This is a genomic window from Micromonospora sp. NPDC007271, assembly GCF_040634005.1.
Classification (GTDB): domain Bacteria; phylum Actinomycetota; class Actinomycetes; order Mycobacteriales; family Micromonosporaceae; genus Micromonospora.
On record NZ_JBEYER010000038.1, the window covers coordinates 41,688 to 62,516 of the forward strand.

Sequence of the window (20,829 nt, forward strand, 5' to 3'; positions counted from 1 at the left end):
CTGAGGTCAGGCGGGCCAGGCGCCGGTGGCGAGGAAGCGGTCGATCGTGGCGAGGTGCGGGGCGAGGTCGAGGCCCTGGGTGGCCACCCACTCGTCGGCGTAGTACGTGTCCGCGTAGCGGTCGCCGGCGTCGCAGATCAGGGTGACCACCGACCCGGTCCGCCCGGCGGCGAGCAGCTCCGCGATCAGCCCGAACGCGCCCCACAGGTTGGTGCCGGTGGAGCCACCGACCCGGCGGCCGAGCACCGCCGACCCGGCCCGCATGGCGGCCAGCGACGCGGCGTCCGGCACCTGGACCATCCGGTCCACCACCGACGGCAGGAAGGACGCCTCCACGCAGGGCCGGCCGATCCCCTCGATCCGGGAGCCCCGGTCCGTTCGCACCGACCAGTTGCCGGCCTGCCACGCGGGGTAGAACGCGGAGTTCTCCGGGTCGACCACGCAGAGCTTGGTGGGCAGCCGGCGGTAGCGGGCGTACCGGCCGATGGTGGCGCTGGTGCCGCCGGTCCCGGCGCCCACCACGACCCACGCCGGGACGGGGTGCCGCTCGAGCGCGAGCTGCGCGTAGATCGACTCGGCGATGTTGTTGTTGCCCCGCCAGTCGGTGGCCCGCTCGGCGTACGTGAACTGGTCCATGAAGTGCCCACCGGTGTCCTCGGCGAGCCAGCGGGCCTCGATCACCACCTTGGCCGGGTCCTCGACCAGGTGACAGCGCCCGCCCTGGAACTCGATCTGGGCGATCTTCTCGGGCGAGGTGGCGGCGGGCATCACCGCGATGAACGGCAGCCCCAGCATCCGGGCGAAGTACGCCTCGGAGACCGCGGTCGAGCCGGACGACGCCTCGATGATCGTGGTGTCCGGGCCGATCCAGCCGTTGCAGAGGCCGTACAGGAAGAGCGAGCGGGCCAGCCGGTGCTTGAGCGATCCGGTGGGGTGAACCGACTCGTCCTTGAGGTAGAGATCGATCCCCCATTCCCTGGGCAGTGGGAAGGGCAGCAGGTGGGTGTCGGCGGAACGGTTGGCGTCCGCCTCGACCGCGGCGATCGCCGCGGTCACCCAGGTCCGGCTGGTCTCGTCACACCGGTCGAGATGAGTCACGCCGGCAACGTTACAAGCGAGGTCAGCTCGGGTCCTGCCGGGCCCGGCGAGCCTGCCGTCGCTGGCCGGCCCGGCCGGTGGCGCGGATCACGGGGGCGACGGCCAGGGCGAGCCGGGGAAAGGTGTCGAGGAGGCGGACCTGGGCACCGCGCCAGCGCGGCAGGCTGACCACCGGGCGGGGGCGCCGGGCCAGGCGCACCGCCCGCGCGGCCACCCGCTCCGGCGTGAGCATCGACCCGGTGAAGGAGGCCAGCGCCCCGGGGTCGTCGAGCTTGTCGTACAGCATCGGCGTCCAGATCCCGCCCGGACAGAGGCACGAGACGTGTACGCCCCGGATGCCGGCCATCCGCAGGTCGGCCAGGGTGCCGAGGCTGAACGCGAGCAGGGCGTGCTTGCTGGCCGCGTAGACGGTCTCGCCGGGGGCGGCGACCAGCCCGGCGAGCGAGACGACGTTGAGCACGTGCCCGTGTCCCTGCCGGCGCATGACCGCCAGGGCGGCCAACGTTCCGGTCATCGCGCCGAGCGCGTTCACCTCGACCAGTCGCCGCCGGGTCGCCGCGTCGTGTGTCCAGGCCGGGCCGGTGGCCAGCAGCCCGGCGTTGTTCACCCAGAGCCCGAGCCCGCCGGTCGCCGCGCCGGCCGTCGTGGCGATCTCGGCGCAGGCGGCCTCGTCCCGGACGTCGAGCCGGCGGGACCAGCCGCCGAGCGGTGCCGCAGCGACGGCCACCGCGTCGGCGTCCAGATCGGTGAGCAGGACCGGCCACCCGTCGGCGTGCAGTGCGGCGGCGATCGCGCGACCGAGCCCGCCGGCGGCGCCGGTCACCACGGCTGCTCCCCGCACTGAGGTGGTCATCAGTGGCGGTTCAGGAGGCGGGCGGCTCGATCGGCTGGGGGCGGTTCTCCCACTTTGTCGACAGGGCGATGCCGGTACGGGTGGATGCCACCCCCGGCGTCCGGTTCAGCCGGACGATCAACTGCTCCAGCTCGGCGATGGTGCCTACCCGGGCCTTGAGCAGGAAGGACTCGACCCCGGCCATGAAATAACAGGACTCGATCTCGGGTATCTGCCGGAACGCCTCCAGCACGCCGTCGGTGTCGGCGGTGGAGTCCTCCACGATGCCGATCAGCGCGGTGACCCTCAGCCCGATCGCCTCCGGCTCCACCTCGGCCCGGTACGCCCGGATCACCCCGCTCGCCTCCAGCTTGCCGACCCGTTCGTGCACCGCTGGGGCGGAGAGGCCGACCTGGCGGGCCAGTTCGGCGTACGACAGGCGGGCGTTGCCGCGCAGCAACTCCACGAGGCTGAGATCGATCGCATCCACGGAGTGTGACCCTATCCGTTCGCGTACAAATGTCGCGGTCAGGGGAGTTCCTGGCCGGTAGCATTTACTAACTTCTCACTGTGTGCGTTTTTCGCGTTTGGCGGACACGTCAGGTCGCTGGTGCTGTAATTGCCATACGTCCCTCATGACGGCTCTGGGCTCGCACCGGCCGGGGGCAGTGTGTTCAGCCGGGGGCTTCGTCGACGCGAGGAGGGGGCTGTGGACACTGGAGATCGCCTGCTGACACCGGGTGAGGTCGCCGCACTGTTTCGGGTTGACCCGAAGACCGTGACGCGATGGGCAGCGGCCGGCCGGATAGGCAGCATCCGGACTCCAGGCGGGCATCGCCGGTTTCGGGAATCCGAGGTGCGAGCCCTGCTGGAAGGGGAGGGCATGCTGGACGAGGCGGAGGACATGGGCAGGCCGTCCAATACGGGCACGACCGCGTCGACCGGCCCCGGGCCGGCGAACGCCAGCATGTACTGATCCGGTGCGGATCGGCACGCGGACCCGCCGTCAGGTGCGGTCCGCGTCCCGTCGGGCCGCCGCCAGCTCACCCGACCAGCGCCGGAAGAGCGTGTGCGGCACGCCGAGCGCGTCCAGCACCTTGCCGGCCACGAAGTCGACCAGCTGCTGGGCGGAGGCCGCCGCGCCGGCGCCGTAGAAGCCGGGGCTGGCCGGCAGCACGACGGCACCGGCGTCGTGCAACGCGATGAGGTGCTCGAGGTGGCTGCGGGTCACCGGAGTCTCCCGCGGCACCACCACCACCGGCCGCCGCTCCTTGAGGTTCACCTCGGCGGCGCGCTGCAACAGGTCCTTCGAAAGCCCGATCGCGATGCCGGCGCAGGCCGCGGTGCTGGCCGGGACGACCGCCATCCCGCGTACCCGGTAGGAGCCGCTGCTGGGCCCCGCGGCCAGATCGCCGGCGGGCCAGAACCGCACGTCCGCGTCGGCGAGGTCGCGGCCCAGCCAGGCGGCCAGGTCGTCGGCCCAGTGCGCGTCCCGGAAGGGCCGGCCGGTCTCGTCGAGGATGGTCAACCGGGCGGCCCGGGAGACGATCAGGTCCACCGCCTCACCGGCGTCGAGCAGGCCCCGTACGACGGCGGCCGGGTACGGCGTGCCGGAGGCCCCGGAGACGCCCACCACCCATGGTTCGCGCATGCCGTCAAGCGTGCCTGGTCGGCCCGACGGGCGGGCGGCCACCCCCGGCCCGGCCCCGCCCGGACCGCCCTACTTGTCCCGCGACAGGCTCCTTGTCCATCCGGTCCGCGGGCGTCCCCGCGACCTGCCATGCTTCCGTCGGCGACCGGTGTCAATGGAAGGGATCGGCGATGACGGAGGCGGTGCTCCGCTCACTCCGGTCCGACTGCCCCATCGCACCCCGACTGTCCCCGTACGCCCAGCCCGTGCAGGAGTGGCTGGTCGACCAGCTCGACCAGCTCGGCCTGCCGCTCGACGCCGCCGCCCGGGAGCGGCTGGCCCGGGCCGGCTTCGCCCGCTACGCCGGCCGGCTCTACCCGGCGGCCACCGACCCGGACCTGCGCGTGCTGGCCGCGCTGTTCACCTGGTTCTTCCTGGTCGACGACGCCTGCGACGGCCCGGGCCGCCCGGACCCGGCGCGGATCCGCGCGCTGCGCGACGGTGCGCTCGTCCTGCTCCGGGAGGGCCCCCGCGCCCGCCATCCCGGCTTCTCCGGTCCGCTGCGCCGGCTGCTGGTGCAGGCGTGGCGGGAGCCCCGACGCCGGATGCCCGCCCGCTGGCGGCTCCGCTTCGCCGACGCCGTCGCCCATCACCTCGACGGCGCCTGGCGGGAGGCGGTCGCCAAGACCAGCGGTCGGCCACCCGGGGTCGACGAGTACGTCGAGCTGCGCCGGGCCACCTCGGCGGCGTACGTGTCGTACCCGCTGATCGAGTTCGCGGCCGGCCGGCCGCTGCCCGACGCGGTCTACCACCATCCGGCGCTGCGCCGGCTCGCCGACCTCGCCAACGACCTGCTCTCCTGGTTCAACGACATCGCCTCGCTGGACCGGGACCGGGCCACCGCCGGGGGCCACAACCTGGTGCTGGCGGTGGCCGCCGAGCGGAGTGTGCCGATCGCCGTGGCGACGGACCTGGTCGCCGACCGTTGGCGGAGCGAGATGGCCCGCTTCACGGCGCTGCGCGCCGCCGTGCCGTCCTTCGGCCCGGCGCTGGACGAGTCGGTCGCCGTCCACGTCGACGGCGTCTCGAATGCCGTCCGCGGCACCATCGACTGGACCCTGGAAAGCGCCCGCTACGCGGGTAAGGAAGGGCACCTTGTTAACGCCTCCGGTAGCGCAGGGGCCCCTTCTTAACACGGCCCCAGCGGGCTCAGGGGCGCAGGTTGAGGCGGATCACCAGGTCGAGCAGGGCGAAGACGAACAGCGCGATGCCGACGAACCCGTTGGCGGTGAAGAACGCCCGGTTGACCTTGCTGAGATCGGTCGGACTGACCACCAGGTGCTGGTAGCCGAAGGCGAACGCGGTGAGCGCCAGCCCGATCCACCAGAGCCAGCCGAAGCCGACCAGCGCGCCGAACCAGAGGAACAGCGCGAAGGTCACCACGTGCGCGACGGTGGAGGCGTGCAGCGCGAAGCGCAGCCCGTACCGGGCGGGGACGCTGTGCACTCCGATCTTCCGGTCGACGTCGGCGTCCTGACAGGCGTAGATCAGGTCGAAGCCGCCGATCCAGAGGCCGACCGCGATGCCGAGCAGCCAGGCCGGCCCGGAGCCGGCGAGGGTGCCGGTGACCGCCAGCCAGGCGCCGACCGGCCCGACCGCCTGGGCGATTCCCAGGATGGCGTGCGGCCAGTTGGTGAACCGCTTGCCGTACGGGTAGACGACCAGCGGGACCACGGCGAACGGCGCGAGCACCAGGCAGAGCGGGTTGAGCAGGGCGGCGGCGGCGAGGAAGACGACCAGCGCGACGGCGGCGCCGGTCCAGGCCGTCCGCACGCTCACCGCCCCGGTGACCAACTCCCGGTTGGCGGTACGCGGATTCCGCGCGTCGATCCGCCGGTCGAGGATCCGGTTGGCGGCCATGGCGAACGTCCGCGCCCCGACCATCGCCACCGTGATCAGCAGCAGGTCGAGCCAGCGGACCCGCCCGCCGTGGACCTGCATCGCGGTCAGCGCCGACAGGTACGCGAACGGCAGCGCGAAGACCGAGTGCTCGATCGCGACCAGCTTGAGGAAGGACTTGACCTTGCCCGGGCGGGCGACCGGGACCTCGGCGACGGTGGCCATCAGATCCCGTACTCCTTCCACCGCTTGTCGACCAGCGACACCACCTCGGGCGACATGGTCATCTCCTCCGGCCAGCCCCGGGTGTAGCCCTCGGTCGGCAGCTTGCGGGTCGCGTCGATGCCCGCCTTGCCACCCCAGAACTGCTGGTACGACGCGTGGTCGAGGTGGTCCACCGGACCCTCCGTGATCAGCAGGTCCCGGGCGTAGTCGACGTTGCCGAAGGCGCGGAAGGCAACCTCGTTGTAGTCGTGCACGTCGCAGTCCTCGTCGACGATCACGATCAGCTTGGTCAGCGACATCAGGTGCGCGCCCCAGATCGCGTTCATCACCTTCTGCGCGTGCTTCGGGTAGCGCTTGCGGATCGACACGATCGCGCAGTTGTGGAAGACCCCGGCGGCCGGCAGGTCGTAGTCGACGATGTCCGGGATCAGCAGCTTGAGCAGCGGCTGGAAGATCCGTTCGGTGGCCTTGCCGAGGCCGTGGTCCTCCTGCGGCGGCTTGGACGTGACGATCGAGTGGTAGACCGGGTCGCGCTGCATGGTCATCGTCTCGACGTGCAGCACCGGGAACGGCTCGACCGGGGTGTAGAAGCCGGTGTGGTCGCCGAACGGCCCCTCGGGCAGCCGCTCCCCGGGCTCCAGGTAGCCCTCCAGCACGATCTGCGCGTGCGCCGGGACCTGCAACGGCACGGTCAGGCAGTCGACCATCTCCACCCGCTCGCCGCGCAGGAACCCGGCGAACAGGTACTCGTCGATGTCGCTGGGCAACGGCGCGGTGGCGGCGTACGAGACGACCGGGTCGCAGCCGATCGCGATGGCGACCGGCAGCCGCTGGCCGAGTCGTTCCGCGACCGCGTGGTGGGCGGTGGAGTCCTTGTGGATCTGCCAGTGCATGCCGAGGGTGTTGTGCGAGTGCTGCTGGAGCCGGTAGAGCCCGAGGTTGCGCTTGCCGGTCTCCGGGTGCTTCGTGTGGGTCAGCCCGTAGTTGTGGAAGATGCCGCCGTCACCCGGCCAGACCTGGAGCCCCGGCAGCCGGTTCAGGTCGACGTCGTCGCCCCGGTAGACCACCTGCTGGCAGGGCGCGGTCTTGACCTTGCGCGGCGGCACCGACTTGAGCTGCATGACCTTGCCCAGGCCCTCGCGGATGCCGGACCAGCCGACCGGCAGCTCCGGCTTGATCAGCCCGCCGATCCGCTCACCGATCTCGTCCAGCGAGTCGACGCCGAGCGCCATCGCCATCCGCTTCTCGGTGCCGAACAGGTTGATCGCCACCGGCATCTCGCCCCGGGTCGGCCGCTCGAAGAGCAGCGCCGGCCCCCCGGCCCGCACGGTCCGGGTCACCACCTCGCTGATCTCCAGCGTCGGGTCCACCGGCACGCTCACCCGCCGCAGCTCGCCCGCGCGCTCCAGCGCCGCGAGGAAATCCTTGAGATCGGGGTACGGAAAGCCACGAGCCGCCATACCCACCATCCTTCCGCACCTCCCTGCCGGGACAGGAAGGGCCCCTTGTCAACACCTCAGGCAGCCGTCGGCTCCCAGGCGTACGCGGCCAGGGGCGGGTCGAGCGGAGCGGCGGTGAGCCGGTTGGCGAAGGTCGAGATGGTGTACGTGCCGACGCCGAGCACCACGTCCAGCGCGTGCCGGGGCTGCCAACCGGCGGCGAGGAAGGCGTCCATCTCGTCGTCCGGCACGGCGCCCCGGTGATGGAGCACGGCGAGGGTGAACCGGCGCAGCGCCTCGAGTCGCCGGTCGGGCAGTTCGGTGCCCGTCCGGAGCGCGGCGACCAGTTCGGGCGTACCGCCGTGCCGGGTGAGCGTGACGGTGTGCATGGCCACGCAGAGGTGGCACTCGTTGCGGGTGGCGACGGTGAACACCACCACCTCACGGGCGACCGGGTCCAGGTCGGTGGTCTCGAAGACGGCGTTGGCATCCAGGAAGCCCTTGAGCAGCTCCGGGGATTCGGCCATCAGGGCGACGGCGGCCGGGAGGTGGCCGAGCTTGCGATGGATGCCGGCCATGGCGGCGCGGGCGGCGGCGGGCGCAGTGTCGGGGGTGTGTGCGGTGAAGACGCGTCGGGACATGACGGACCCTCCCGGGTACGATAGTCAACATGGTTGACCAGATAGTAAACGTGGTTGTCGAACATGGCAACGCCTGACCGCCCCGGCTTCGCGCTTCCCCTGCTCCTGCTCGCCGGCTTCCGTACGCTCATCGACGACCTGCACGCCGAGCTCGCCCGGCAGGGGCACCCCGACCTGCGCCCGGTGCACGGCTTCGTCCTCCAGGCGGTCGGCGTCGCCGGCACCACCGCCAGCGAGCTGGGCCAGCGCCTCGGCGTCTCCAAGCAGGCGGCCGGCAAGACCGTCGACCGGCTGGTGGCGGTCGGCTACCTGGAACGCGCCGACGACCCCGCGGACGCGCGGCGCAAGCTGGTCCGGCTGACCGACCGGGGGCTGGACGGGCTACGCCGCTCCGCGGTCGTCTTCGACCAGCTCCGCGACCGCTGGGCGGCGACCCTCGGCGCCGACCGGGTCGCGGCGCTGGAGGACGACCTGCGTACGGTCGCGCAGCCGAACTTCTTCCGCCTCGACGTCCCCGGTTGGTTCGGCACCTGAGCCGCACTTCTCGGAAGCGTGCGCTGAGCCGCCGGCCGCGACAGGCAGGGGCATCATCCGTCGGCTCCTCCTCGTAGGATCGCCGCGCCGCGCGGGACTGTCGATCCACGCGGCCCACCGTCCTTCAAGGAGTTCGATGAAGACTCTGCGCGTTCCCCGAGCGTTCCGGCTCGGGGTGGCCGCCCTGGCCGCGCTCGGCACGGCCGCCGCCCTGCCCGCCCCCGCCTCGGCCGACACCGGGCCCGGCTGGGTGAGCGGCTGGCTCGGCGACACCACCATCGGCACGGCGGGAGCACCCGGCCGCACCACCCTGTTCAACCTCTACAGCAGCACCGACGCGATCGACCCGCGGGCGACCTTCGACCTGTCCGGCTTGGCCGGCGTCGCCACCGCGTCGTTCCCGGACTGGTGCGTCACGGAGGCCACCACCACCGTCACCTGCCCGCTACCCCCGGACGCCAGCCAGGACGAATGGGACATCAACGGCAACGTGCCGATCGTCCTGCGCGCGCTGCCCGGTGCCGCCGACGGCGCCAGCGGCACGATTGGCTACACCGCCCTGGCCGACGGCCTCGACGGCTGGGCGCAGCAGGCGACCGTGACGGTGCACGCCGGGCCGGACGCCATCGACCTGGTCGACGAGTACGTCGACGGCTTCGACACGGGCGACCAGCTGGCCGTGCCGGTGGCGCTGCTCAGCGCCGGCGACCGGCCGGTCAAGGGCCTGCGGGTCACCTTCCGCTTCCCGGTCGGGCTCGAGCCCGCCGCCTACCGCAACTGCCGGTACGGCGCCGGTGACCTGCTCAGCACGATCGTGGTCTGCACGGTCGGCGGCAACCTGAAGCCGGGGGCCCGCTACGAGGTGCCGGGCGGGTTCGCCACCACCGTCGGCCCGGCGGCGATCGGCGACAAGCGGATCGTGCAGACCGTGGCGCCCGCCGAGACCGCCGGGCCGCTGCCCGAGGGCGTGACGTTCAGCCGGCGCGACTCCGGCCAGTCGCTGCGACTGCGGCAGGTCGCCAGGCCGGTGACCGTGATCGGCCCCGACCACCAGTACGCCTCCGGCCAGTACTACCTGCGAGCCGTCCACGGTGCGTTCGACGTGGCCGCCCTCGGCGCGGCGGCCACCGGGACGCTCGGCGACACCGTCCGCGTACGGGTCGGCCTGCGCAACGACGGGCCCGGGGTGCCCGACGGCACCATCTCCGGTGACCGGCCCACCCACTTCGTCTTCACGCCGCCCGCCGGGACGACGGTGGCGGCCCGCCCGAGCGACTGCTCTCCCTGGACCAGCGAGGAGGAGGGCGACGCCACCCCGGTGACCTGGTTCTGCACCCAGCCGAGCCCGGTGTTCGCAGCCGGTGAGACCTTCCTGGTCGATTTCGACCTGCGGGTCGACGGCCCGCTCGGGTCACCCGGCGAGGTTCGGATCCCGTACGGCTACCCGCGGGTCGACGACAACCCGGCGAACGACACCGCCCCGGTGACCGTGAGCTGACCCGGAGACGACGCGACCGCCGGGAGCCACGCGGCTCCCGGCGGTCGGCGCGGACGGCTCAGCTGAGGCCGGCGTACGAGTGCAGGCCGGTGAAGAAGAAGTTGACCCCGAACAGGTTCATCAGCATGGTCAGGAAGCCCACGATGGCGATCCAGGTGGCCACGTTCCGCTTGACGCTCGGGGTGGCCCGGGCGTGCAGGTAGCCGGCGTACACCACCCAGGAAATGAACGCCCAGGTCTCCTTCGGGTCCCAGCCCCAGGCCCGGCCCCAGGCCGCCTCGGCCCAGATCGCCCCGGCGATCACCGCGAAGGTGAAGACCGGAAAGGCGAAGGCGTGCAGCGCGAAGGTCAGCCGCTCCAGGCCGGCCGCCGCCGGGAGCCGCCGGGCCAGGGTGTATGGGAAGCTCCGCCGCCCCTGCTCCCAGCCGGCCCGCATCAGGTACGCCGCGGCCGGCACCACGCCCAGCAGGAGGATGCCGGAGGCGAAGATGATCGTCGACACGTGGATGATGAACCAGTACGACTGCAGGGCCGGCATCAGCGGCGTGACCTGGACATAGAGCTTCAGCTCGGCGAACGCCAGCAGCAGCACCATGACCAGGGTCAGGAAGAGCCCGAGCCGGCGCAGGGACGGCTGCTTCCAGAGCACCGCCAGCCACGCCGCGGCCCCGATGAAGGTGGCCGTCAACACGTACTCGTACATGTTGCCCCAGGGCATCCGCTCGGCGGCGAGGCCCCGGGTGAGCACCGCGCCCAGGTGCAGCACGACGGCGAGCGTGGTGACCCAGGCGGCGATCTCCCCGGCCACCGCGCCCCGCGCGGCCGACCGGCTGGGCCGGGTCTCCGTCGGAGTGACGGGCGACGCCGGGATCGTCCCGTCGGTGCCACCGCTGCCGCCGACGCCGACCAGCTCCCGGGCCGGGGCGGCGACCTTCGACGCCACCGCGCGAGCATTCCCCAGCGCGTACTCGACGGCGTGGCTGATCATCGCGACCAGGTACGCCAGAATCGCGTACGTGACCAGCTGGTCGGAGAGTGCGGACATCACTCGTCTCCTTCTCGCGCCCGCCGGTCGTCCCGCCCGTCGTCGCTCACGGCGGCGACGAGCTGCGCGAACTCGTCGGCGAACCCCGGATGCTCGGTGCGCGGCAGCCCACCGGCCTCCACCAAACTACTACCGCTCGTCGGAGATCCACCCTCCGGGGGCGAAACCCGGAACCAGACGCGCCGCCGCCGGGCGAAGAGGGAACCCATCAGGCCGGCGAGCAGCGTCACGCAGGCCCCGAGCATCAGGGCCTGGCCGGGGGCGTACCGGACGGAGATGGTGACGTACGGCTTCGTGCCGAGGAACTCCAGCGTGCTGCCGTCGTCCAGGGTCCACTTCTCGCCGAGGTACAGCGTCCGGTCGCCGATCTGCTTGAGCTTGCCGTTGTCGATCTGCCGCTGGTCGAGCTGGTAGACCGACCCGGGGATCCCGGCGTCCAGCCCGAGGTTGCCCCGGTAGGCGATCAGGTTGACCGCGGGCTTCCGCTCCTCCGGCCAGACCGAGCGGTTGGGCGGTCCGCTGTCCGGGGCGGTGGGCATGTAGATCGCGTCGAAGGCGACCTGCTGGTCCGGGGCGCGCGTGCCGGTCTTCGGGTCCACGTTCGCGTCGGGGAAGACGGCGACGCCCTCCTCCGTGACGTTGACGTCGCCGGTGGTGAGGAAGGGGGTGGTGCTGGTCTGGCTGCGCCCGTACCGGTCGGTGTACTTCAGGATCGGCGCGTACCCGTGGCCGAGCAGGTAGACGTTGGCCGAGCCGAGCCGCAACGGCGAGTTGACCGAGAAGCCGGCGGTCCGCTCCGGCGCCCCGTCCGGGTGGTCCACCGTCACCGTGGCCCAGTAGCGCGACGGCTGCCCGGAGGGGAGGTACTCCGCCTCGAACCGGTCGAGGGTGAGGCAGAACGGCGGCAGGTCGGCGCTGTCCACCCGAGGGCCGAGGGACGCCTCGGCGTACTGCTGGCGGGTGTTGCAGAAGGCGTTCTCCGCGCCCGCCACCAGCAGGCGGTTGCCGTGCCAGCCGTACCAGGAGCCGAGCGCGACCCCGAGCAGGACGGCGACCAGCGAGACGTGGAAGAGCAGGTTGCCGGTCTCCTTGAGGTAGCCCTTCTCGGCGGAGACCTCGTTGCCGCGTACCACGACCCGCCAGCGGCGGCGGCGCAGCACCGCCGCGATCGCCTCGGGCTCGGCGGCGGCCGGCGCCTCCAGCACCGCGTGCTGCGGCAACCGCTCCAGGCGCTTCGGCGCGGCTGGCGGCCTCATCCGCAGCGCCCGGACGTGGTCGCGGGCCCGGGGCAGGATGCAGCCGATCAGCGAGGTGAACAGCAGCAGGTAGATCGCGGAGAACCAGACCGAACCGAAGACCTCGAACATGCCGAGCTGATCGAGCCGCGGGGCCAGGCCGGGGTGGTCACGGAACCACTGGTTGACCTTCTCCGGGTTGACCCCGCGCTGCGGCAGCACCGAGCCGGGGATGGCGGCGACCGCGAGCAGGAAGAGCAGGATCAGCGCGGTACGCATGCTGGTGAGCTGGCGCCACGAGTTGCGCAGCAGGGCGAGCACCGGGTTGACCCGCCGCCGGGGCGCCGGGGCGGGCGGGCTCGCCGGCCGGTCGTCGACCGTCGTCATCAGATGCTCACCTCACCGGTGCCCACATGCGTCTGCAACCAGATCACGATGTTCTGCCAGCCGCCGGTGACCAGTGCCAGGCCGATCAGGATCAGCAGCGCGCCGCCGATCCGGGTGACCCAGCGGCTGTTGCGCCGGACGGCGCGGAACACCCCGAGCAGCCGGTGGAAGCCCAGCCCGAAGACGACGAACGGTGCCCCCAGCCCCAGGCAGTACGCCACGGCCAGCAGCACCGCCCGGTCGGTCTTGCCCTCCGCGGTGGCCAGGCCGAGCACCGCGCCGAGCGTGGGGCCGGTGCACGGCATCCAGCTCAGCGCGAAGACCATGCCGAGCACCGGCGCGCCGAGCAGCCCGGCGGCGGGCAGCCGCCGGATCCGGAACTCGCGCTGCATCCCGGGGATCACGCCGAGGTAGCCGAGCCCGAGCAGCACGATCACCCCGCCGATGACGATCTCCAGCGTGCGTTCGTACTGGAAGAAGAGCTTGCCGATGCCCGAGAACAGGATCGCGGTGGCGACGAAGACGACGGTGAAACCGGCGATGAAGAGCATCGTGCCGGCCAGCACCCGCCCCTTGACGGCGACCACCGGCCGGGCCGGCGGCGCCGCCACGGCGACCCCGCCCCCCTCGGTGGCCCCCTCCGCTACCGGAGGCGTTGACCGGGTGCCCTTGCTTGCAGCCCGGCCCTCCAGGTCGGCGCCGGCCAGGCCCGTCACGTAGGAGAGGTAGCCGGGCATCAGGGGGAGGACGCAGGGAGAGAGGAAGCTGACCAGGCCGGCGAGCGCCGCCGCGCCGACGGCCAGCAGCAGCGGGCCGGACTCGGCGAGCTGGCGGAAGGTCTCGCCCATCAGCGCTGCCCGTCGGGGGCCGGCTGCTCGGCGGCGACCCGCTCGACGATCGGTCGCAGCTCGTCCTGGGTGACGGCTCGGCGGATCACCACCGCGATACGGCCGTCGCGGTCCAGGATGACCGTCGCCGGGGTGGAGTTCGGCGGGATGTCGAAGTTGAGCGCCTGCCGGCTGGCCGGGTCGAAGAGGCTCGGGTAGGTGACCCGGCCCTCCTCGAAGGCGATCGCCTTGTCCCTGCTGTCCTGCACGTTGATGCCGAGGAAGGTCACTCCGGATGCCTTGGTGGCCTGGTAGGTGTCCTCGAGATCGTCGGCCTCGGCCCGGCAGGGCGGGCACCAGGAACCCCAGAAGTTGACCACGACCACCTGCCCGCGATCCCGGGAGACGTCGTAGCTGCCGCCGGTGAGCAGCTCACCGCTCACCTTCGGGGTCTTCGACCGCTGGTCGGGGGCGCAGGTGACCTTGAGGCCGTCACTGCTGCAGCGGCTCTCCTGGCTGTCGGAGGAGCAGCTGACCAGCGCCGCACCGGCGGTGACGGCGGCGAGCAGGGCGGCGGCGAGCCTCCGGCTGAACATCAGGCCCCCTTGGCCGTCCGGGCTGTCGATGACATCGCGACCAGGTGGGCCGCCGGCTCGGAGTAGCCGATGCCGACGACCTTGGCACCGTCGAAGTGGAAGGAGGTGAGGCTGGCCAGCCCGCACTGCCGCCGGCGCGGGTCGTGCCAGAGCCGCTTGCGCTCGACATGGCGGCGCAGCGTCCAGATGGGGAGCTGATGGGAGACGAGCACGGCCTCGCGCCCCTCGGCGGCGATGCGGGCGGCGTGCAGCGCGGCGAACATCCGCTCGGCGATGGCCTGGTACGCCTCCCCCCAGGACGGGGTGAGCGGGTCGCGCAGCACCCACCAGTTGCGCGGGTCGCGGAACGAGCCGTCGCCGGGGGAGACCTTCTTGCCCTCGAACCAGTTGGCGCTCTCGATCAGCCGCTCGTCCACCCCGACGGACAGGCCGAAGTGCGCGGCGATCGGCTCGGCGGTCTGCTGCGCGCGTTCCAGCGGGCTGGCCGCCACGTGCACCACGGTCTTGTCGGCGAGCGCCTGGGCGGCGGCCTTCGCCATCTGGACGCCCAGCTCGGAGAGGCGGAAACCGGGCAGCCGACCGTAGAGGATGCCGTCCGGGTTGTACACCTCGCCGTGCCGCAGCACGTGGACCACCGTCTCGCTCACGCCTGTTACCCCCCGTGCCCCGCCGCTGCCGCCGCCGTCGCCGCGCCGGGCAGGGCGTCGGCGATCTGTTCCAGGGCGGCGTCGTCCATCGCCGCCGACACGAACCACGACTCGAACGCGCTCGGCGGCAGGTAGACCCCGGCGGCGAGCATCCCGTGGAAGAACGCCTTGAACGCGGGCACCTGCTGGGTGCGGGCGCTGTCGTAGTCGACCACGTCGGCGTCGGTGAAGAAGATCGAGAACATGTTGCCCGCGTACGACAGGCGGTGCGGCACCCCGGCGGCGGCGAGCGCGTCGGTGGCGAGCTTGCCCACCACGGCGGCCGTCTCGTCGAGCTTGCGGTAGAGCGCGTCGTCGGCGAGCCGGAGCGTGGCCAGGCCGGCGGCGCACGCGAGCGGGTTACCGGAGAGGGTGCCGGCCTGGTAGACCGGGCCGGCCGGGGCCAGCCTCGCCATGATCTCCGCGCGCCCGCCGAACGCCGCGGCGGGCAGGCCGCCGCCCATGACCTTCCCGTACGTCCACAGGTCGGCGTCGGACGGGTCGAGGCCGTGCCAGCCGGCGCGGGAGACCCGGAACCCGGTCATCACCTCGTCGACGATGAGCAGCGCGCCGTACGCGTGGGCGATCCGGGCGAGCTGCTGGTTGAAGCCGTCACGCGGGGCGACCACGCCCATGTTGCCGGCGGCCGCCTCGGTGATGATCGCGGCGATGTGCTGACCCTCGGCGGCGAAGGCCGCCTCGACCGCGGTGAGGTCGTTGTACGGCAGCACGATGGTGTCGCCGGCGGCGGCGCCGGTCACCCCGGGCGAGTCGGGCAGCCCGAACGTGGCCACCCCGGAGCCGGCGGCGGCGAGCAGAGCGTCCGAGTGGCCGTGGTAGCAGCCGGCGAACTTGACGATCTTGGCGCGGCCGGTGAAGCCGCGGGCCAGCCGGATCGCCGACATGGTCGCCTCGGTGCCCGAGTTGACCAGCCGAACCTGCTCGACCGGGGTACGCGCGACGATCTCCTCCGCCAGGTCGACCTCACCCGGGGTCGGGGTGCCGAAGCTGGTGCCGAGGGCGGCGGCCTCCCGCAGGGCGTCGACCACCGCGGGGTGGGCGTGGCCGAGGACCAGCGGCCCCCAGGAGCAGACCAGGTCGACGTAGCGGCGACCGTCGGCGTCGAACAGCCAGGGGCCCTCCCCCCGCACCATGAAGCGCGGGGTGCCGCCCACAGCACGGAACGCGCGCACAGGGGAGTTCACCCCGCCGGGCACGAGGGCCTTGGCGCGGTCGAACAGGGCCTCGGAGGCCGGCGCGTCGGCCGGGTAACGGCCGGATCCGGCGGAAATGGAATCGTTCACGATGCCGCCATTGTGTCAGCGTCGGGCGGCTGACCGGCAGCCACCCCGCGTCGAGGGTTACCGGGCTCACGGCTTCGGGGGGTTACCCGCTCACGCGTCGGCTCTCGGCACGGGCCGGCGGCCGCCGCCGGCTCGGCGGGCCGCATGGTCGAGATCGCGATAGGCTGACCGGGTGGATCGTGCCGAACTGTCCATCACGGTGCAGCGGACGGGCGACGAAGCCGTGCTTCGTCTCGCCGGTGAGATCGACATGCTCACGGCCGCCCAGCTGTCGACCGTCGTCAACGAGGTGCTGACCGATCCTCCACCGCGCATCGTGCTCGACATGGGCGGGGTGACCTTCTGCGACTCGCAGGGCCTCGGCACCCTCGTGGTGCTCAGCCGCAAGGCCAGTCACGCCCAGAGCCTGCTGGTCCTCAGCAACGTCGGCGACTTCCTCCTGCGCGTCCTCGACATCACCGGCCTCCGTTCGGCCCTGATGATCCGCAACGAGACCGCCCCCTGACACCCCGGTCCGCGTTGATCAAGAAGTTTGCGTCTGCCGGCGGCGCAGTCCCGACGCAAACTTCTTGATCGACAGCAGCGGCCGTCAGGGGATCGGGGTGTCGCGGCGGCGGAAGGCCGTCAGGCCGGCCGCCGCGAGGGCCAGGGCCAGGACGGTCAGGGTCCAGAGCGGGGTGGGGCTCCAGGAGTCGCGGAGCACCTGGGGGGTGTGGGTGAACGGGGAGAGGTCCAGCAGCCACTGGCTCAGCTCCAGCACCGCGCCGAGCTGGCCGAGCAGCACACAGACCGCGAGCGCCGCCCAGGCCACCGAGGCGAGCCGGGGCAGCAGGCCGTAGAGCAGCACCGCGAGCCCGGCCAGCACCCACGCGGCGGGCACCTGCGCCAGCCCGGCACCGACCATCCGGGGCAGCTCGCCCGGCACGTCGTGCACGCTCAGCCCGTAGGTCAGGCCGGCGGCCAGCCCGGTCACGGCCAGCACCACCACCGGCCCGAGCAGCGCGAACACCACGTGGGACAGCAGCCAGGTCGAGCGGTGCACGCCGGTCGCCAGCAGCGGCTCGGCCCGCCCGCCGGCCTCCTCCGACCGCATCCGCAGCGCGGCCTGGACGCCGTACCCGGCCGCGGCCAGGCCGGCCAGGCTCAGCGTCGCGCCGAGGTACGCGTCGGCCAGCCCCGAGGCGCCGCCGAGCCGGGCCATGATCTGCTCGAGCTGCGGGTTGCCCTCGACGGACCGGCCGGCGGCCTGCGCCGCCCCGCCGAGGATCAGCCCGAGCAGGCCGAAGCCCACCGACCACCAGAGGATCTGCCCGCGGTGCAGCCGCCACGCCAGCCCGAACGGCCCGGCGAGGGCCCGGCCGGCGGTGGCCGGGCCGAGGCGGGGCGGCAGCAGCCCGGCACCCAGGTCGCGGCGCACCGACATCGGGTACGCGACCGCGGCGAGCAGCACCGACGCGGCCAGCGGCAGCGCCAGCACCCACCAGCGCTCCCCCTCGTACGCGCGCACCCGGGGTGCCCAGCCCAGCGGTGACAGCCAGCTCGGCCAGTCGTGCGTGGCGGTGTCGCCGACGAGCCGCAGCCCGAAGCCGGCGCCGAGGACCGCGATCGCGATGCCCCGTGCCCCGCCCGCCGTCTCGGTCAGCTGGGCGGCCAGCCCACCGATCGTGGCGAAGGCGACGCCGGTCAGCGCGGTGGCGAGGCCGTACGCGAAGGAGCCGGCCACCGGGAGCCCGGTGGCGACCAGCCCGGCCACGGTGAGCAGGCCGAGCAGCAGGTCGGCCGCGTACGTCACGAGCAGCGCGGCGGTCAGCCCGGCGTACCGGCCGAGCACCGTGCCGCCGAGCAGCTCCCGCCGGCCGGCCTCCTCCTCGGTCCGGGTGTGCCGGATGACGGTGAGCAGGCTGGCCAGCGCGACGACCACCAGCAGGAACCCGCCGCGCTGGGCGGTGAGCGCGCCGACGCTGTCGCCGTACACCGGGCCGAGCAGCGCGACGATCGACGGGTTGCGGGCGGTGCCGGTGACGTACGCGGCCCGCGCGGCGGCCGTCGGGAAGAGCTCGAAGAAGCTGGCCGCGTAGGTCACCGGCAGGACGGCGAGCAGCAGCACCCAGAGCGGGAGCACGAAGCGGTCCCGGCGCAGGATCAGCCGAACCAGGTGGCGGGTGCCGGTCAGGGTGCTCATGCGACCACCTGGCTCCGCTCGGCGGGGGTCGACGTGCCGGGGGCCGACTCGTAGTGCCGCAGGAACAGCTCCTCCAGGGTCGGCGGCTGGCTGACCAGGCTGCGTACGCCCAGCGCGGTGAGCCGGCGCAGCGCGGCGTCCAGCGCGACGGAGTCCACGTCGAAGCGCACCCGGTGGCCGTCCACCCGCAGGTCGTGCACCCCGGGCAGGTCGGCCAGCCCGTCCAGCGGGGCGGCCACCTCGGCCTCGATCGAGGTGCGCTGCAGGTGCCGCAGCTCGCCGAGCGTCCCGGACTCGACGGCCCGGCCGTTCCGGATGATCGTCACCCGGTCGCAGAGCGCCTCCACCTCGGCCAGGATGTGGCTGGAGAGCAGCACGGTGCGGCCGTCCTGCTTGGCCCGGCGGACCCAGTGCTGGAAGACCTCCTCCATGAGCGGGTCCAACCCGGAGGTCGGCTCGTCGAGGATCAGCAGCTCGACGTCGGAGGCCAGGGCGGCGACCAGGCCGACCTTCTGCCGGTTGCCCTTGGAGTAGGCGCGGCCCTTCTTGCGCGGGTCCAGCTCGAAGGACTCCAGCAGCTCGGCGCGGCGCTGCGGGTCGAGCCCGCCGCGCATCCGGCCGAGCAGATCGATCACCTCGCCGCCGCTGAGGCCCGGCCAGAGGGTGACGTCGCCGGGCACGTACGCGAGGCGGCGGTGCAGGGCGACGGCGTCCCGCCAGGGGTCACCGTCGAGCAGCCGGACGGCCCCCGCGTCCGCCCGCAGCAGACCGAGCAGCACCCGGATGGTGGTCGACTTGCCGGAGCCGTTTGGCCCCAGGAAGCCGTGCACCTCCCCGGCGCGAACGGTGAGGTCGAGTCCGTCGAGTGCTCGGGTCCGGCCGAAGGTCTTCACCAGGCCGGACACCTCAATCGGGGTTTCCATGATTTGGAAGCTACGCTCGTTTCACAAACTTGTGAAGACAGTGATGCTTGAGGCACCATCACTTTCACGCCTTTTTGACACGAGGAGCCAGCGCCGATGCCGGACGACCACCGCCCCGACCGGAACGAGGAAGAGATCCACCTCTTCGTCGAGCGGATGGCGATGGCCTTCGCGGACGTCGGCTTTCCCCGGATGGCCGGCCGGGTGCTCTTCACCGTGATGAGTGCCGACGACCCGCTCACCGCCGCCGAGATCGGCGAGCGGCTCGGGGTCAGCGCCGCGGCCGTCTCCGGCGCGGTCCGCTACCTGACCCAGTTCGGCATGCTGATCCGCGAGCCGGTCAAGGGCTCCCGCCGGGACCGCTACCGGATGCCGGACAACCCCTGGTACGAGGCCACCATCACCAAGACCGGCCTCTACAAAAACTTCATCGACATCGCCAACGGCGGCGCGGAGGCGCTGCTCGGGCGGGACACTCCGGCCGGCGAGCGGGTGTCCGAGATGCGGGACTTCTTCCTCTTCGTCCAGTCGGAGCTCGACACGATGGGCGAACGGTGGCGGGCCTGGCGCGCCGCGCGGGGGCACGGCGAACGGGCCGGCTGACGGCTGCCTGTCGGCCGCGCCGACCATTCGTCACTTTCCGTGGTCGACAACCAGCCCACCCCCTCCTCCGCGCCCGGGGATGGTCGCCGGGCGCGGCGATCAGGCCGTGTTGCCCCAGCGGGCCTGCTCCAGAAGGTCCACCGCCCGCTCCCGGGCGTCCGGGCCGTCGTCCGCCCGCAGCAGCGCGGTCGCCTCGTCCACCGCCTCGGTGAGCACCCGCCACTGGGCGTCCCGCTCCCGCACCAGGTCGGACTGGGCGGCGAGCTGGCGGGTCTTCACCCACAGATCCAGGAAGACCGACACCTTGGCCCGCAACACCCAGGGATCGAACGGCTTGGTCAGGTAGTCGACCGCACCGGCCGCGTAACCGCGCAGCGCGAGCTGCGCGTCCCGGTCCGCAGCGGTGAGGAAGATGATCGGTACGTGCCGGGTCCGCTCCCGCCGCTTGATGTGGGTGGCCGTCTCGAAGCCGTCCATGTCCGGCATCTGGGCGTCGAGCAGGATCACCGCGAAGTCGTCGACCAGGAGCTGCTTCAGCGCCGCCTCGCCGCTCTCCACGGCGACCGACTGCACCGGAAGCCCCTGGAGGATCGCCTCCAGGGCCATCAGGTTCTCCCGCCGGTCGTCCACCAGGAGCGCCTTGGCCATCTGTGTCACAAGATCTCCTCGCCTCGGCTCCGGCCGATCCAGGACGCCATCATCTCGATCAGCTCGTCCAGGTCCACCGGCTTGGTGATGTAGTCGCTGCCGCCGGCCGCTATCGCCGACTCCCGGTCACCCGGCATCGCCTTCGCGGTCAGGAAGACGATCGGCAGGTCCGCGAAACGATGGTTGCGGCGGATCTGCACGGTCGTCTCGTAGCCGTCCTGATCCGGCATCATCGCGTCCATGAGCACGATGTCCACCTCCGGATGCTCGGCCAGCTGGCGAATGCCGTCCGCCCCGTTGTCCGAGTACAACACGGTCATCCCATGAAGTTCCAACGCTGAAGTCAGCGCGAAGACGTTCCGGACGTCGTCGTCGACGATCAGGACGGTCACGCCCTCCAGCCGCCGGGCCGCCGGGGTCTCCTGCGCTTGCGGCAGCTCCATTGGCATGAGCAACGACGACGACAGGCCCGCGCGGCTCGGCGAGGGTGGTGCCGGCGCCACCACCGCGTCCGGTGCCAGCACGTCGGGTACGAAGAGGGTGAACGTCGAGCCCTGGCCGGGCGCCGACGAGACGGTGATCGTGCCGCCGAGCAGG

23 protein-coding genes are annotated in these 20,829 nt (G+C 72.5%); 6 read left to right on the forward strand and 17 right to left on the reverse strand.

What is annotated here, in order from left to right; all coding sequences use genetic code 11:
• Positions 1 to 6: 6 nt before the first annotated feature.
• The 3 genes from ABZ570_RS16020 to ABZ570_RS16030 are packed head-to-tail and all read right to left on the reverse strand — an operon-like array spanning position 7 to position 2,420.
• On the reverse strand, positions 7 to 1,098 hold the full coding sequence (locus ABZ570_RS16020; protein ID WP_358063131.1) for a PLP-dependent cysteine synthase family protein: 1,092 nt from the start codon (positions 1,096 to 1,098) through the stop codon (positions 7 to 9).
• A 22-nt stretch (positions 1,099 to 1,120) separates the two neighbouring features.
• Positions 1,121 to 1,951 (reverse strand): SDR family oxidoreductase, encoded by an 831-nt coding sequence (locus tag ABZ570_RS16025; RefSeq protein WP_358063134.1) that lies wholly within the window; start codon positions 1,949 to 1,951, stop codon positions 1,121 to 1,123.
• Between the two features lie 10 nt (positions 1,952 to 1,961).
• Positions 1,962 to 2,420 (reverse strand): Lrp/AsnC family transcriptional regulator, encoded by a 459-nt coding sequence (locus ABZ570_RS16030; protein WP_358063137.1) that lies wholly within the window; start codon positions 2,418 to 2,420, stop codon positions 1,962 to 1,964.
• 219 nt (positions 2,421 to 2,639) lie between these two features.
• On the opposite strand from ABZ570_RS16030, the gene ABZ570_RS16035 reads away from it, so the two are divergent.
• A complete protein-coding gene (locus ABZ570_RS16035; RefSeq protein WP_358063140.1) occupies positions 2,640 to 2,906 on the forward strand; it encodes a BldC family transcriptional regulator in 267 nt (88 codons plus the stop codon).
• Positions 2,907 to 2,936: 30 nt separating this feature from the next.
• Here ABZ570_RS16035 and ABZ570_RS16040 read toward each other — a convergent pair whose 3' ends face one another.
• Positions 2,937 to 3,581, reverse strand: a complete 645-nt coding sequence (locus ABZ570_RS16040) for a UbiX family flavin prenyltransferase (protein ID WP_358063144.1) — start codon at positions 3,579 to 3,581, stop codon at positions 2,937 to 2,939.
• A gap of 170 nt (positions 3,582 to 3,751) precedes the next feature.
• On the opposite strand from ABZ570_RS16040, the gene ABZ570_RS16045 reads away from it, so the two are divergent.
• The gene (locus ABZ570_RS16045; RefSeq protein ID WP_358063147.1) at positions 3,752 to 4,753 is read left to right on the forward strand and encodes a terpene synthase family protein; all 1,002 of its coding nucleotides are present in this window, start codon (positions 3,752 to 3,754) and stop codon (positions 4,751 to 4,753) included.
• 16 nt (positions 4,754 to 4,769) lie between these two features.
• Here ABZ570_RS16045 and mqnP read toward each other — a convergent pair whose 3' ends face one another.
• The 3 genes from mqnP to ABZ570_RS16060 are packed head-to-tail and all read right to left on the reverse strand — an operon-like array spanning position 4,770 to position 7,764.
• Positions 4,770 to 5,684: a menaquinone biosynthesis prenyltransferase MqnP gene (mqnP, locus tag ABZ570_RS16050; protein WP_358063150.1), complete on the reverse strand. Its 915-nt coding sequence runs from the start codon at positions 5,682 to 5,684 to the stop codon at positions 4,770 to 4,772.
• The gene (locus tag ABZ570_RS16055; protein ID WP_358063153.1) at positions 5,684 to 7,144 is read right to left on the reverse strand and encodes a menaquinone biosynthesis decarboxylase; all 1,461 of its coding nucleotides are present in this window, start codon (positions 7,142 to 7,144) and stop codon (positions 5,684 to 5,686) included. The genes mqnP and ABZ570_RS16055 overlap by 1 nt, the downstream gene beginning before the upstream one ends.
• 56 nt (positions 7,145 to 7,200) lie before the next feature.
• Complete coding sequence (locus ABZ570_RS16060; protein ID WP_358063156.1) at positions 7,201 to 7,764, reverse strand: carboxymuconolactone decarboxylase family protein; 564 nt, start codon at positions 7,762 to 7,764, stop codon at positions 7,201 to 7,203.
• A gap of 63 nt (positions 7,765 to 7,827) precedes the next feature.
• Between ABZ570_RS16060 and ABZ570_RS16065 the strand changes: the two genes are divergently transcribed.
• Together ABZ570_RS16065 and ABZ570_RS16070 are read left to right on the forward strand one after the other, a co-directional pair.
• A complete protein-coding gene (locus tag ABZ570_RS16065) occupies positions 7,828 to 8,298 on the forward strand; it encodes a MarR family transcriptional regulator (protein ID WP_358063159.1) in 471 nt (156 codons plus the stop codon).
• A 136-nt stretch (positions 8,299 to 8,434) separates the two neighbouring features.
• Complete coding sequence (locus ABZ570_RS16070) at positions 8,435 to 9,796, forward strand: hypothetical protein (RefSeq protein ID WP_358063162.1); 1,362 nt, start codon at positions 8,435 to 8,437, stop codon at positions 9,794 to 9,796.
• A gap of 58 nt (positions 9,797 to 9,854) precedes the next feature.
• Here the strand turns inward: ABZ570_RS16070 and ccsB are convergent, their stop codons facing one another.
• The 6 genes from ccsB to hemL are packed head-to-tail and all read right to left on the reverse strand — an operon-like array spanning position 9,855 to position 15,876.
• Positions 9,855 to 10,841: a c-type cytochrome biogenesis protein CcsB gene (gene ccsB / locus ABZ570_RS16075; RefSeq protein WP_358063166.1), complete on the reverse strand. Its 987-nt coding sequence runs from the start codon at positions 10,839 to 10,841 to the stop codon at positions 9,855 to 9,857.
• Complete coding sequence (locus tag ABZ570_RS16080) at positions 10,841 to 12,463, reverse strand: cytochrome c biogenesis protein ResB (protein ID WP_358063169.1); 1,623 nt, start codon at positions 12,461 to 12,463, stop codon at positions 10,841 to 10,843. The genes ccsB and ABZ570_RS16080 overlap by 1 nt, the downstream gene beginning before the upstream one ends.
• Positions 12,463 to 13,311: a cytochrome c biogenesis protein CcdA gene (locus ABZ570_RS16085; protein WP_358063172.1), complete on the reverse strand. Its 849-nt coding sequence runs from the start codon at positions 13,309 to 13,311 to the stop codon at positions 12,463 to 12,465. Before ABZ570_RS16085 ends, ABZ570_RS16080 begins: the two co-directional genes overlap by 1 nt.
• The gene (locus tag ABZ570_RS16090) at positions 13,311 to 13,886 is read right to left on the reverse strand and encodes a TlpA disulfide reductase family protein (RefSeq protein WP_358063175.1); all 576 of its coding nucleotides are present in this window, start codon (positions 13,884 to 13,886) and stop codon (positions 13,311 to 13,313) included. Before ABZ570_RS16090 ends, ABZ570_RS16085 begins: the two co-directional genes overlap by 1 nt.
• A complete protein-coding gene (locus ABZ570_RS16095; protein WP_358063178.1) occupies positions 13,886 to 14,533 on the reverse strand; it encodes a histidine phosphatase family protein in 648 nt (215 codons plus the stop codon). Before ABZ570_RS16095 ends, ABZ570_RS16090 begins: the two co-directional genes overlap by 1 nt.
• A gap of 5 nt (positions 14,534 to 14,538) precedes the next feature.
• On the reverse strand, positions 14,539 to 15,876 hold the full coding sequence (gene hemL, locus ABZ570_RS16100; RefSeq protein ID WP_358063181.1) for a glutamate-1-semialdehyde 2,1-aminomutase: 1,338 nt from the start codon (positions 15,874 to 15,876) through the stop codon (positions 14,539 to 14,541).
• A 172-nt stretch (positions 15,877 to 16,048) separates the two neighbouring features.
• On the opposite strand from hemL, the gene ABZ570_RS16105 reads away from it, so the two are divergent.
• A complete protein-coding gene (locus ABZ570_RS16105; RefSeq protein ID WP_358063184.1) occupies positions 16,049 to 16,381 on the forward strand; it encodes an STAS domain-containing protein in 333 nt (110 codons plus the stop codon).
• Positions 16,382 to 16,465: 84 nt separating this feature from the next.
• Here ABZ570_RS16105 and ABZ570_RS16110 read toward each other — a convergent pair whose 3' ends face one another.
• Together ABZ570_RS16110 and ABZ570_RS16115 are read right to left on the reverse strand one after the other, a co-directional pair.
• Positions 16,466 to 18,058 carry an ABC transporter permease gene (locus ABZ570_RS16110; RefSeq protein WP_358063187.1) on the reverse strand — a complete coding sequence of 531 codons (1,593 nt, stop codon included), beginning with the start codon at positions 18,056 to 18,058 and terminating at the stop codon, positions 16,466 to 16,468.
• Entirely contained in the window at positions 18,055 to 18,981 is a 927-nt protein-coding gene (locus ABZ570_RS16115) for an ABC transporter ATP-binding protein (RefSeq protein ID WP_358063190.1), read from the reverse strand. The genes ABZ570_RS16110 and ABZ570_RS16115 overlap by 4 nt, the downstream gene beginning before the upstream one ends.
• Positions 18,982 to 19,077: 96 nt before the next feature.
• Here ABZ570_RS16115 and ABZ570_RS16120 point away from each other — a divergent pair, with 96 nt between their 5' ends.
• Positions 19,078 to 19,584: a MarR family transcriptional regulator gene (locus ABZ570_RS16120; RefSeq protein ID WP_358063193.1), complete on the forward strand. Its 507-nt coding sequence runs from the start codon at positions 19,078 to 19,080 to the stop codon at positions 19,582 to 19,584.
• Between the two features lie 99 nt (positions 19,585 to 19,683).
• On the opposite strand, the gene ABZ570_RS16125 is transcribed toward ABZ570_RS16120, so the two are convergent.
• The gene (locus ABZ570_RS16125; RefSeq protein WP_358063196.1) at positions 19,684 to 20,241 is read right to left on the reverse strand and encodes a response regulator; all 558 of its coding nucleotides are present in this window, start codon (positions 20,239 to 20,241) and stop codon (positions 19,684 to 19,686) included.
• A partial coding sequence (locus tag ABZ570_RS16130; protein WP_358063199.1) for a response regulator occupies positions 20,238 to 20,829 on the reverse strand: 592 nt, incomplete at its 5' end. The genes ABZ570_RS16125 and ABZ570_RS16130, both read right to left, overlap by 4 nt.